8 protein-coding genes are annotated in these 12,484 nt (G+C 71.4%); 4 read left to right on the forward strand and 4 right to left on the reverse strand.

The window, feature by feature from the left end; translation table 11 throughout:
* Positions 1–532: 532 nt before the first annotated feature.
* On the reverse strand, positions 533–3,919 hold the full coding sequence (locus tag IT293_11110; protein ID MCC6765199.1) for a hypothetical protein: 3,387 nt from the start codon (positions 3,917–3,919) through the stop codon (positions 533–535).
* 141 nt (positions 3,920–4,060) lie between these two features.
* Between IT293_11110 and IT293_11115 the strand changes: the two genes are divergently transcribed.
* From IT293_11115 to pyk, 4 genes are all read left to right on the forward strand, one after another.
* The gene (locus IT293_11115; GenBank protein MCC6765200.1) at positions 4,061–4,276 is read left to right on the forward strand and encodes a hypothetical protein; all 216 of its coding nucleotides are present in this window, start codon (positions 4,061–4,063) and stop codon (positions 4,274–4,276) included.
* A gap of 172 nt (positions 4,277–4,448) precedes the next feature.
* Entirely contained in the window at positions 4,449–6,833 is a 2,385-nt protein-coding gene (locus IT293_11120; protein MCC6765201.1) for an arylsulfatase, read from the forward strand.
* A gap of 39 nt (positions 6,834–6,872) precedes the next feature.
* On the forward strand, positions 6,873–7,730 hold the full coding sequence (locus IT293_11125; protein ID MCC6765202.1) for a formylglycine-generating enzyme family protein: 858 nt from the start codon (positions 6,873–6,875) through the stop codon (positions 7,728–7,730).
* Between the two features lie 65 nt (positions 7,731–7,795).
* Positions 7,796–9,208: a pyruvate kinase gene (gene pyk / locus IT293_11130; GenBank protein MCC6765203.1), complete on the forward strand. Its 1,413-nt coding sequence runs from the start codon at positions 7,796–7,798 to the stop codon at positions 9,206–9,208.
* Positions 9,209–9,252: 44 nt separating this feature from the next.
* On the opposite strand, the gene IT293_11135 is transcribed toward pyk, so the two are convergent.
* From IT293_11135 to IT293_11145, 3 genes are read right to left on the reverse strand one after another with little or no spacing between them, the layout of a single operon-like run.
* Positions 9,253–10,335 (reverse strand): MBL fold metallo-hydrolase, encoded by a 1,083-nt coding sequence (locus IT293_11135; GenBank protein ID MCC6765204.1) that lies wholly within the window; start codon positions 10,333–10,335, stop codon positions 9,253–9,255.
* A gap of 37 nt (positions 10,336–10,372) precedes the next feature.
* The gene (locus tag IT293_11140; protein ID MCC6765205.1) at positions 10,373–11,494 is read right to left on the reverse strand and encodes a HupE/UreJ family protein; all 1,122 of its coding nucleotides are present in this window, start codon (positions 11,492–11,494) and stop codon (positions 10,373–10,375) included.
* Positions 11,484–12,479 carry a peptidyl-prolyl cis-trans isomerase gene (locus IT293_11145; protein MCC6765206.1) on the reverse strand — a complete coding sequence of 332 codons (996 nt, stop codon included), beginning with the start codon at positions 12,477–12,479 and terminating at the stop codon, positions 11,484–11,486. The genes IT293_11140 and IT293_11145 overlap by 11 nt, the downstream gene beginning before the upstream one ends.
* Between the last annotated feature and the right edge of the window lie 5 nt (positions 12,480–12,484).

The following is a 12,484-nucleotide window of genomic DNA, read 5'->3' on the forward strand; positions in this document are numbered from 1 at the left end:
TCAGCTGCACCTCTGGTAGCAGCGCCCTTCAGGGCGCTCACAGGGCCGCTCGTGAGCGGCCAACATTCCAGCCGCTTTGAGCGGCTCACTCTTCAAATTCCCCCGGCTTTGCCGGGGGATCATTAAGTAGTCCGCGTCTGCCGGTTCGACCATTCCCCCCACCCCACTGTCTCACGATCATTGGCAGAGAGGGTTCACGCGATCCTACCTCAGCCATCGTTCCGCGCCGTCCAACGGATGGCCGCTCACTTGCGGCCGCGCGTGCAGGTTGCCACGAACCGTGAGGGTGAGAGCGCGCGAGTTGAGTCGACAGCAAGCTCGACGAAGTGACGAAGTGTTCGACGCACGACGGTGTGCGTCTCGATCGGCCTCGTCGACAGCCCCGGCTCCAGGCACTCGACACATCGCAGCTTCGCGATCGCGCGGACTGACGACGCCTGTGCGTTGGACCGCCGCGTCCCTCACTCCTCCGGCGGCGATCTCCCCGAGCTCGCGCCGCGCTAGCGAGACGATTGACAGAGGTCGCTCCATACTAGTCGGCTTTGTCACTGAAGATCGGGTCGCCCTGTTTGGTGAAGGGCGCGCTGAACGTCGAGCTCCAGCACGTCCCGTCGCTGGATTGTTTGAGCTGGACGACGACCGGAGTCACCAGGCTCCCGACCGTCGGGGGGACCTCCAGGTAAAAGCCCTTACCCTTGAACTGGAGCTGCGCCTTGCCATCGACGCCCCCCTTCAACGCCAACCCGACGCCGCCCTCGGGGTCCAGAGCCTTGGTCTTGAACTGATAGCCCTTGCTCCCTTCCTTCCAGCAAGGCTTGCCGGAGCAGGTGCCGCCGGCAGGGAAGGAGGTCGTGCTGACGAGCGCACCGGCACTGTACAGGCACACATGGTACGACTCGGTCGCGGTGGGATCGCCGAACTCGGCTTTCGTCGTCGCGGCGCCCACCCACTTCCACTGGAACTGACTCTTGTAGGGGTCGCCCGTGATGACCTTGAGCTTCACCGAGGCCTTGCCGGTGACGGGCGCGCGACAGCCGAGCGTCGGCGCCGCCTCGCAGGGCTCGATGGTGCAGGTGGCCGAGCACCCGTCGTCGTCCTCGACGTTGTTGTCGTCGCACTCCTCCCCCGCGTCGAGATTGCCGTCCCCACAGATGCCGGGGGTCACCGTGACCGTCGGCGTCGGCGTCAGGGTGAACGTCGGCGTGACGGTCGGGGTCGGTGTGGCGGTCCGGGTGGGTGTGATGGTGGTCGTCGGCGTCGGGGTCTCGGTGACCGTCGGCGTCGGGGTGAACGTCGGCGTCGCGGTCGGCGTCGGTGTCGGTCCGGTCGTGACGACAAGCGTCACGTCAGTCGCGTTCACGATCTTCTGGAACACCTTGCCGCCCCCGATGACGAGGCCGGCCACGTGGTTGAAGTCGCCGGTCCGTGATCCGAAGGTCATGACCGTGAACGTGTCGCCGACGTTCGGATCGAAGCCGTCGATGAGGACGATGTCGAGCGTGCCGCCGAGGGTCGCGGCACCGCTCGTCGCCAGGCGATCGTACTGCGAACCGACCGTGAGGCCGCCGATCTCGGATTTGAAGGTGCCGCCGCTCGCCTGCGTGTAGGCGCCGGTGTGATTGAGCTGCCCGGCGGACAGGCCGGGCCCGACGGTGCCGCCCGTGTTGTTGACCGTGCCGGTCAGTGTGCCGGTGCCCTCGAGCGTACCGCCCTGGATGGTCATCGCGACGCCCGTCTTCGTGATGGCGCCGCCGTTCAGTCGGGTGAACCCGGCGGTCTGCGTGTACGTCCCGCCGAAGCTGAGCGTACCGGAGAGGCTCTCGATCGTGCCCGTGTTGACGAGGGTCGGAGCGATCGAGCTGGTGGCCGTACCGCTCGCCTTCCGGAGCGTGCCGTTGTTGGTGAACGTGCCCGTGCCGCTGATCGACTGGCCGCCGCCGTCGTTCACGAACTCGAACGTGGAGTTGTTCACGATCGCCGCCGGCGCCGCCATGCTGATGCCGGAGCCGATGAAATCGGCGCCGGTAAACGTCGTGCCGCCGGCGAGCACGAGTGTCCGGCCGTTCATGTTCTTTCCGCCGGTCGGACCGTTCACCGTGAGGAGTCCGTTCACAGTGATCGTGCCCGTACCGGTGATGAGGGTTCCGAGGAAGCCATTGCCCGACCAGCTCATGGTTCCCGCCACGTTGATGTCGGCCGAGCCGCCGATCGTCGCACCCTGGAAGGTCAGGCTGCTGGCGCTGACGGGGGTCGCACTCGTGAAGTTGGCGACCGAGCTGTTGTTGACCGTGAGCAGCCCCATCGACGGGCTCGCGCCGCTAAAGGTCGTGGTGCCGCCGGTGACCTGCGTCGCGCCGACGCTGAGCGTGCCTGGCACCGTCGTCGTGACGCCGGTGAAGCGGGCGGTGCCCGCGCCGGTGACGGTCGTGGTCGGGTGTAGGCTCTGACCGGACCCGGCGAAGATCAGGGTCGCACCGGACGCGATGCTGTAGGTCGAACCGGCGCTGCTCGTGCCACCGGCGACGCTGACCGTTCCCGACAACGCTTCGACCGCACCGTTGTTGGTGAACGTGGGCTCGATCGTGCTCGTCCCGGTGTTACCCACCTGCTTCCGGATGATGCCGTTGTTGGTGAACGTCCCCGTTCCGCTGATGGCCTGGTTGGCCCCGGAGTCGCTCACGAACTCGAAGGTGGCGTTGTTGATCATGGCGGCTCCACCCGACAGAGCGACCCCATGCTGGTTCCCGGTGAACGTGGCTCCGCTGGTCAGCACCATGGTGCGCCCATCCAGGGTCTTCTGCCCGAAGACGGTAGCATTGATGGTGAAAAGGCCATTGACCGTGATTGTGCCGCTGCCGCTGACGTGACTCGACGTGAAGCCGGCACCCGTCCAGCTCATTGCCCCCGCGATCGCGATGTCGTCGGTGCCGCCGAGGATGGCTTGAGAGAACGTGAGGCTGGCGGCGTTGACGACGGTGCCGGAGGTGAAATTGCCGACCGACCCGCCGCTCATCGTGAGGGCACCCATCAACGGGTTGGCGCCGGTGAAGTTCGTGGTGCCGCCAGCGAGCTGGGTCGTCGCGGCGGCGTACGGACAAGCGACGGTGGTAGTCGTAGCGACGAACCGCACCGTCCCGGCCGCACTGATGCTCGACGTCGCGTTCAAACTCTGGCCGGTCCCGGCGAAGGTCAGGGTCGTGCCGGATGCGGCGCTGTAGCTCGACCCGGCGCTGCTGGTGCCGCCCGCGATGCTGAGCGTACCCGACAAGGCTTCGACCGTGCCGTTGTTCGTGAACGTGGGGTCGATCGCGCTCGTCCCGGTATTGCCCGCCTGCTTCCGCACGGTGCCGTTGTTCGTGAACGTGCCCGTGCCGCCGATGACCTGGGAGGCGCCGGAGTCGCTCACGAATTCGAAGGTGGCGTCGTTGATGATGGCGGCTCCGGACGACAGGCTCACTCCGTGCTGGTTCCCCGTGTAGATGGCCCCACCGACCAGGTGCAGCGTGCGCCCGCTCAGGGACTTCGCGCCGAACACGGTAGCATTGATCGTCATGAGGCCGTTCACCGTGATCGTGCCGCTGCCGGATACCTGGCTCGCCAGGAAGCCGGCACCCGTCCAGGCCATCGTACCGGTGATCTGGAGGTTGCCGTTGCCGGCCAGGGTGCCGTTGCCAATCGCGAGACTCTGGATCGAAGCCCCGGGAGCATCGAGCGTGCACGTGCCGCCGTTCGAGATCGTGACGCTGTCGCCGACGCCGGGCACGCCGTTCGGGTTCCAGTTGGTCGCCGTGAACCAGTCGCCCGAGGCGACGTTCCACGAGTACGACACCGCGTGCGCGCTCGGGGCGAATAGCAGGACGAAGCACGCGGCGATGACGAACGAGGCGAGGCGGCCTGGGGCGGTGAAGGATGGTGACATGACAACCTCCTGACAAGCGCTCTCAAGGTCGGAAGATTCCACATCCGTCGCGAAAAGATCGAGCGAAATCCTGACGAATGGCTGGCGCCCCCGTTCGAAATGGTGCGCCGTTCTGACGCAACCTTGCAGGACAGGGACACGGTGACGCTCAAGGCAATGTCGGACGCCCATCGGTCGAGGTTCGGACTCTTCGGCTACGATCCGGTCAAGCAGAGGCGCAAGCTCCGCCGGAGCGGGCAGATCTACGCCCGCATCATCACGCTGCTCCGCTGCTTCATCGTCCATCGCGGCCTGCCGAACGCGAGCCCGGACCGCCTCCGGTTGTCCGCCGACTTCCGCTACCAGCCGGCCGCATGATCGGCAGCGGTAGCAGCCCGCGGCCTGTGATGCTGAGCCTGCGCGTGCGCGTGGCGGCGCGCTCGGTTGCCGCCGCGAGAATATGTCATAGGAAGGGAGCGCGTACCCGTCACGCCGAGCCGAGGGCTCCTCGTGACGACGCCGCGCGACGTTTCTGGCGGGAGGGCCACTCATGGCTGAGAAAAAGGGGATCGACCGCCGCTCGTTCCTGCTCGGCGCCGCGGGCGGTGCGGCGGCGACCGCGCTCGGCGCGGCCGGCGTCGCGGCCGTACGCGAGAAGTCGCGCCGCTTGCGCACGCCCGCCGCGGTCGATGCCGGGAAGCCGGCCGAGATCGCCGAGTCGTTCGCCGACTCGCGGCCGGCGTACGCCGCCGACGCGACGGCGCCGGCCGGCGCGCCGAACGTCGTGGTGATCATCCTCGACGACGTCGGCTTCGCGGACCTCGGTTGCTACGGTAGCGAGATCCGCACGCCGAGTCTGGACGCGCTCGCGGCGGGCGGGCTCCGCTACACGAACTTCCGTACCTGCGCGATGTGCTCGCCGACCCGGGCTGCCCTGATGACCGGCCTGAACCACCATTCCGCCGGCATGGGCTGGCTCGCCGACGTCGACGCCGGCTACCCCGGCTACCGCGGCGACCTGACGCACGACGCCGCGACGCTCGCCGAGGTGCTGCGCGAGCGCGGCTGGTCGACGCTGCACGTCGGCAAGTGGCACGTGAACCTGGCCGCGTCGTGCGGCCCGACCGGTCCCTACCACAACTGGCCGACGAGCCGCGGCTTCGAGCGCGCCTACTGGTTCCAGGGCCATTCGACCGACTACTTCAAGCCGTCGGAGCTGATCGACGGCGTGACGCCGGTCGAGGCCGAGGAGCGCGACGACTACTTCGTCAACGACGCCCTCACCGACCGGGCGATCGCCTACGTGCAGACGCAGAAGGCCGTCACGCCGGAGAAGCCCTTCTACCTCCAGCTCTGCTACCCGGCGGCGCACTCCCCGCTGCAGGCGCGTCCGCGCGACCGTGACGCGTACCGCGGCGCCTACGACGCGGGCTGGGACGTCGTGCGCGCGCGGCGCCTCGAGCGCCAGCGCGCGCTCGGCGTCGTGCCCGGGACGACGCAGCTTCCGCCGCTCTCGCCGGGCGCCGACCCGTGGGACCGCCTCGACGCCACCCAGCAGCGGGTCTGCGCGCGCTACATGGAGGTCTACGCCGGCTGCATCTCGAACGCCGACGCCAACATCGGCCGCTTCCTCGCCGCGCTCGACGCCGGGGGATGGCGCGAGAACACGCTCGTCCTCGTGTTCTCCGACAACGGCGGCTCGGCGGAGGGCACGCCGACCGGCACCCCGAACGTGTTCGCCCCGGCCTTCGGGCGGCCGGTACCGGTCGAGGAGGCCGCGAAGCTCTACGACGTCATGGGCGAGGACGCGACCTTCCCGCACTACCCGATCGGCTGGGCCTGCTGCTCGAACACGCCCTACAGGCTCTACAAGCAGTACGCGCACCTCGGCGGCGTCGCCGACCCGCTGATCGTGTCGTGGCCGAAGCGCATCGCGGCCAAGGGCGAGCTGCGCACGCGCTTCGTGCACGTCGTCGACCTCTATCCGACGATCCTCGAGGCGACCGGCGTCGAACGGCCCGCGACCCATCGCGGGCGGCGCCTCAAGCCCGTCGAGGGCACGAGCGTGCTCGCCACCTTCGCCGACCCCGCCGCGCCGACGCGCACCAGCCAGTACTTCGAGCTCGGCGGCCAGCGCGCGTTCCTGGATGGCGACTGGCGGCTCGCGACCCGCCACGCGCGCGGCACGCGCTTCGAGGACGACGTCTGGGAGCTCTACGACCTCGCGGCGGATCCGAACGAGCTCGTCGATCTCGCCGCCGAGCATCCCGACAAGGTGCGCGAGCTCGTCGCGAAGTGGAACGCCGCCGCCGAGCGGTACGGCGTCTTTCCGCTCGACGACCGCAACCTCGTCATCAAGATGGTGCAGGACCGGCAGCGGCGCGGCCTGCGCGCCGACTGGGAGCTCGTGCCGCCGCTCGAGCGGCTCGCGAGCCAGGTCGCGCCCCTCGTCTGCGCGCTCGGACACGAGATCACCGTCGAGCTCGAACGGCCGGCCGGGCGCGGCGACGGCGTCCTGCTCGCGCACGGGTCGCGGCACGCGGGCTACGTCCTGCACGTGCGCGACGGCCGGCTCGTCTACGAGCAGAGTCTGGCGCCGTGGAACGAGCGCATCGAGAGCGACGTCGCGCTGCCGGACGGCCCGGTCACGGTGCGCTACGTGCAGACGATGACCGCGCGTCCCTTCGACGGCACCGGCGCGCTCTACGTCGGCGATCGCAAGGTCGCCGAGCACGCGTTCGCGCGCGTGCTCTTTTCGACGTCCTACGACGGCTTCTCGCTGGGATCCGATCTCGGCAACCGCGTCTCGACGCTCTACGCGGGACCGAACCCCTTCCAGGGACGCATCGTGCGCGTCAAGATCCACGTCGACACCACGCCGTTCAGCGCGATCGAGACGATGCGCTTCATCGACGCGATCGGCATCCGCGTGTAGCCGGCCGTGGGAGGCGAGGGCGTGCGCGACGTCGACGCGATGGTCACGGTGCCGGGTGGACGCTACGTCGTCGGGTCCGACGAGCACTACGCGGAGGAGCGGCCGGTGCGCGCGGTCGAGGTCGCGGCGTTCCGCGTCGGCGCGACGCCGGTCACCAACGGGGCGTTCGCGGCTTTCATCGAGGCGACGGGGTGGGTGACCGCCGCCGAGCGCGCCGACCCGCCGGGCTCCGCCGTGTTCGCGATGACGGCGGGACCGGTCGACCTCCACGACCCGATGCGCTGGTGGCGCTTCGTCGCGGGGGCGACGTGGCGCGCGCCCTTCGGCCCCGGCTCGACGATCGACGGCCGCGCCGACCACCCGGTCGTGCACGTCGGGCTCGCGGACGCCGAGGCGTACGCCGCGTGGCTCGGCAAGCGCCTGCCGACGGAGACCGAATGGGAGGCGGCGGCGCGCGGCGGTCTCGCGGGCGCCGCGTACGCCTGGGGCGACGAGCTCCTGCCCGCGGGGAGGCTCCTCGCGAACTTCTGGACCGGCGCCTTCCCCTGGTACTTCGCGCGCGCCGGCGCGCCCGGCACCACGCCGGTGGGGACGTTCCCCGCGAACGGCTTCGGGGCCTACGACATGATCGGCAACGTGTGGGAGTGGACCGCGTCGCCGTTCGCGGCGCCCGCCGCCGGGCCGCGCTGTGCGTGCGGAGGCGGCGATGTCGCCACGGGGCCGCCCGCTTCCGCGGGGCTCGCGGCCGCCGCGGAGCCCGCCCTCATCACGCTCAAGGGCGGCTCGTACCTCTGCGCCGCCGAGTACTGCGCCCGCTACCGGCCCGCGGCGCGCATCGGCCTCACTGCGGATTCGACCACCGCGCACGTCGGCTTCCGCTGCGCGGCCGACGCCTGAGCCGGCGGGCGCCGTCCCGCGGATTGGCAGGGCGGGGAACGTGGGTTAAGCAGCGACCGATCATCGTGCACCTGCCGTCCCACAAGACGCGGATCGTCGCCACGATCGGGCCCGCATCGGAGTCGCCCGAGGTGCTCGAGCGCATGATCGGCGCCGGCATGAACGTTGCGCGCCTCAACTTCTCGCACGGGGACTTCGCGGCCCACGGCCGGCACATCGCGGCGATCCGCGCCGCGGCCGCGCGCGCCGGGCGGCCGGTCGCGATCATGGCCGATCTTTCCGGGCCGAAGATGCGGATCGGGACGCTCGCGGCCGAGCCGATCACGCTCCGCGCGGGCGATCGGCTCGTGCTCACGACCGACGACGTCGCCGGCACGGCCGAGCGGATCGGGGTGACGTTCGCGCGTCTGCCCGAGGTCGTGACGCCGGGCGACGTGCTGTCGCTCAACGACGGCTACATCCAGCTCGAGGTCGCACAGGCGCGCGGACGCGAGGTCGCGTGCGTGGTGCGGGTCGGCGGCGAGCTGCGGTCGAAGAAGGGCTTGAACCTCCCCGGTGTCGATCTCGGCATCGGCGCCTTCACCGCGCGCGATCGAGAGTGTCTGGCGTTCGCGCTTGCGCACGGCGTCGACGCGGTGAGCCAGTCGTTCGTCGAGAGCGCCGCCGACGTCGACGCCGTTCGCGCGGCGGCACGCGCGCTCGGCCACGAGCCCTTCGTCATCGCCAAGATCGAGCGCTCGCGCGCGCTCACCCGGCTCGACGAGATCCTCGACGCCGCCGACGGCGTCATGATCGCGCGCGGCGACCTCGGGGTGGAGGTGCCGATCGAGCGCATCGCGGTCGTGCAGAAGGACATCATGCGACGCGCCAATCAGCGCGCGAAGCCCGTCATCACCGCGACGCAGATGCTCGAGTCGATGACGGCCTACCGCCTGCCGACGCGCGCCGAGGCGACCGACGTCGCCAACGCCATCCTCGACGGCACCGACGCCGTGATGCTCTCCGGCGAGTCGGCGCTCGGCGCCTTTCCGGTCGAGTCGGTCGCGACGCTGGCGCGGATCGCGACCGAGGTCGAACCGACGCGCTGCCAGCTCACGGTCGCCGGGATGTTCGCCGGCATCGACCTGCGCGGGCGGCTCCTCCCCGCGCACCTCGTCCTCGTCGGCATCGAGGCGAGCGTCGCGTACCTGAAGCCCGCCGCCGTGTTCGCGCGGACCCGTGACGGCAACTCGGCCCGCCGCCTCGCCGCGTTCCGCCTCCCGGTCTGGACCGTCGCCGTGTGCGACGACGCTCGCACCGCGCAGCAGCTGCTCTTCTCGTGCGGCGTCGTCCCGGTGCACCTTCCGGAGGCCCCGGCCTCATGGAACGACTGGATCCGGGGCTGGCTCGCCGGGCACGATCTCGCCGGGGGCTTCGCCATCCTCACGCAGCGGACGGAGGAGGAGGGGAACCACCGGGTGGACTTCATCGAGCTGTAGGGCCCGCGACGGCAGCCCGGCACGGGTGCGCGCGCCGTGCGGAGCTATTGGCGCACCACCCCCACCACGACCTCGTTCGACGCCGCCGGCAGCGTGACCAACGTCCCGTCGTCGCCGAGGATCCAGCCCTCGGGGCGCACGTCCGCGACGCCGCGCAGGAAGACCTTCGCGACGAGCGCGTTCGGGGGCGGCGGGTTCAGGTGGTACATCACGAGGAGGCGCACGCCGGCCTCGTTCGCGCTCTCGGCCGCCTCGACCGGCGTCGCGTGGTAGCTCGGGATGTCGCGCATGATCCTGGCGACGCGGTCGCGGCCGGCGCCGGCCGCCGCCTCGCCGATCATGGCGATCAGGTGGTTCGCCTGGGCCTCGTGGACGAGGACGTCGGCGCCGTGCGCCGCGGCGATCAGGGCGGGGCTCTTGGCGGTATCGCCGCTCACCACGACCGACCGGCCCCGGTAGTCGAAGCGATAGCCGTAGGCGGGTGTCGCCGGCTCGTGGTTCACCGGGAACGCGGTGACGACGAGCCCGCCCTCCTCGAGCACCGTGACCGGTTTCGCGCCGGGCGGCGCCACGACGGGAAGCGCGCGCATGCGTTCGATCGCGGGCGGCAGGAGATCGGCGCCGTGATGGGCGACGCGATAGCTCGTGTCGAGCGCGTAGGCCTCCTGGAAGCCGGCGACCACGCGCTCGACGCCTGGCGGCCCGTAGACGCGCAGAGGCTCGGGACGGCCGGCCGCCCAGGTCTGGAGGTTGAGCTCGCCGAGCTCGGCGATGTGGTCGGAATGGAAGTGCGTGTAGAGCACGGCGCCGATGTGCTTGCCGTCGACGCGCATCAAGGCGAGCCGATTCCACGACTGTGGCCCCGTATCGACGACCCAGAGCTTGCCGGCCGCGAAGACGGCGACGCACGCCTTCGCGCGCGTCGGATGCGGCAGCGGCGCGTCCGATCCGCAGAGCGCGACGCGCAGCGCGTCGTCCGCGAGGAGCGCGTTGCCGCGCTGCTCGATCAGGCGCGGGATCACCTGGCGCAGCACCGCGTCCTGGAGCGCCGGCGAGCGCCAGAGCGCCGCGAGCCCGAGCGCCCCGACCAGCACGAGGCCGACCACCAGCCGGAGAAGTCGTCGCATGGCGCGCTCTCCTACCGGGTCGGGGCGGCCCGTGCCATCACGCGAGAAGGAGGCGTGCGCGCTCGATCATCCAGCACGCGGCGAGCGATCCCATCGCATAGATCGGCACCGCGTCGGCCCAGGCGGGAAGGCGAGCGACGACCGGCCGCGTGAGAGCGCGGAGCGCGAGCACCGTCAGCACGAACGCGAGCTGTCCGAGCTCGATGCCGGCGTTGAAGCCGAGGAGCGCGAGCGGCACGGCGTCGGCGGGGAGGCCGGCGGCGCGCAGCGTGCCCGCGAAGCCGAGCCCGTGGAGGAAGCCGAACGCGAGCGCCATGAGCCAGGGACGGCGCCGCATCCGGGTCGCGCCGCCGGCGCCGCCGTCGAGCCTGTCCGCGTCGGCGCGGCTCCTCGGGCGCGCCAGCTCGACCGCGAGCACGAAGATGCTGAACGCGATCAGCACCTCGACCGGCGCCGGCGGCACGCGGGCGACGTCGAGGACGGCGAGCGTCAGCGTGACGCTGTGGCCGAGCGTGAACGCGGTGATCGTCGCCACCAGGCGTCGCCAGTCGGTCGCGAGCAGCAGCAGCCCGAACACGAAGAGCAGGTGGTCGTACCCGGTCAGGATGTGGTCGACGCCGAGGCCGACGTAGCGCCGTGCGACGTCGAGCGCCGTGTCACGCTCCGATACGATGAACGTCGGGTCGCGCGCGCGCAGCACCGTGTCGATCGTGCGTCCGTCGGCAAGCTCGAGATGAAGGAGCGCATCCGTCTTCGCGCCGCCGAGGCCGTCGACGCCGAGGGTCGCGCCGACGAGACCCGTCGTGCCGCAGTCGGCCGTCCAGTGCGACGTGAGGCTCTCCGTGGTCTCGTCGATCGTCGGCGGGCCGGTCGCGGCGCACGCCGGCGGCAGGACCGGACGGAGCTCGGCCCCGATGAGCCGGAGCGTCGGGATCTTCCAGGTGACCGCGAACGTGCCGGGCGTCGTCTCGCGAAGCCCGAGGAGGGCGGGCGAGAGCGCGTGCGCGCCGACGCGTGCGGGCGCGGCGGCGAGCGCGCCGAGCCCGACGAGCAGCGCGAGCGCGAGCGGCCGCGCGACCCGTGCGCGTGGCGACGCCAGGCGACATCCGGCGGCGCCACGTCGCGCGCCGTGCCCGGCGGCCGCCCGGCTACCCGGCATGCTCGTTCTCCACCCGTACGACGTACGCGGCGCGGAGCTCGTCCATCATGCGGGCGAGGTACCGATCGCGCCGCTCGGCGCGCCAGGCGCGGAGCACGCGCGCGCGGACGGCGTCGAGGGGCGGCAGGTCGCCGGCGCGCCGTGCGCTCACCCGGACGAGGTGGACGCCGTAGGGAGAGCGGATCGGCTCCGACCACGTGTCGGCGGGGAGCGCGAGCGCGGCGACGGCGAAGTCGTCCCCGAACGTCTTCGCGAGCGTGGCGCGCGAGACGGCGCGGAGCGTGCTGCCGGCGATGAACGGGTCGCCGAAGCGCGCGGCGACCTCGGGGGAGACGCGCTCGGAGCGGAGACGCGCGAGCAGCGCCCATGCGTCGCCGTCGAGCGTCGCTCCGCGGGTCGTCGCGTTCAGGAACACCTGCGTCAGCGTGACGCTGTCGCTCCGCCGATAGCGCACCGGCTGGCGCGTCATGAAGGCGACGAGCTCGCGGTCGAGCGCCGCCCCCGTCGGCTCGTCCTGGCGGCTCGCGGCCTTGGCGAGGAGGCGCATCTTGGTGACGAGGGCGTTTCGCACCACGACGTCGTCCTTGTCGAGGCCGAGCGCGATGCCGCGCCGGTAGGCCGTCTCCGCATCGCCCGCCGCCTCGCCATAGAGGAAGTGCATCTTCTCGACGACCCGCCAGCGGACGGCGCCGTCGCCGCGGTCGAGGCCGAGCACGAGCGCCTCGCGGTAGAGCATCTCCTCGTCGGCGGCGCGGGCGACGAGCGCCCGCAGCTCCTCGGAGGTCGGTGGCGCGAGGCTCCGCGCGTAGTCGGCGCGGATCTCGGCGACCCGCGCCGCCGAGATCACGATCGGGTCCCGCCCGCGCGCCGCGTCCGGGGGGCGGGCCGCGGCCTGGAGCGCCGCGAGCCCGGCGCCGAGCAGGAGGAAGTGCAGCGCCGGGAGGCGAGCCCCGGCGCCGATGATGCGACCGGCGGCGGCGAGCACGAGCG

The sequence above is a fragment of the Deltaproteobacteria bacterium genome (genome assembly GCA_020848745.1).
In the GTDB taxonomy this organism is placed as follows: Bacteria; Desulfobacterota; Binatia; order UTPRO1; family UTPRO1; genus UTPRO1.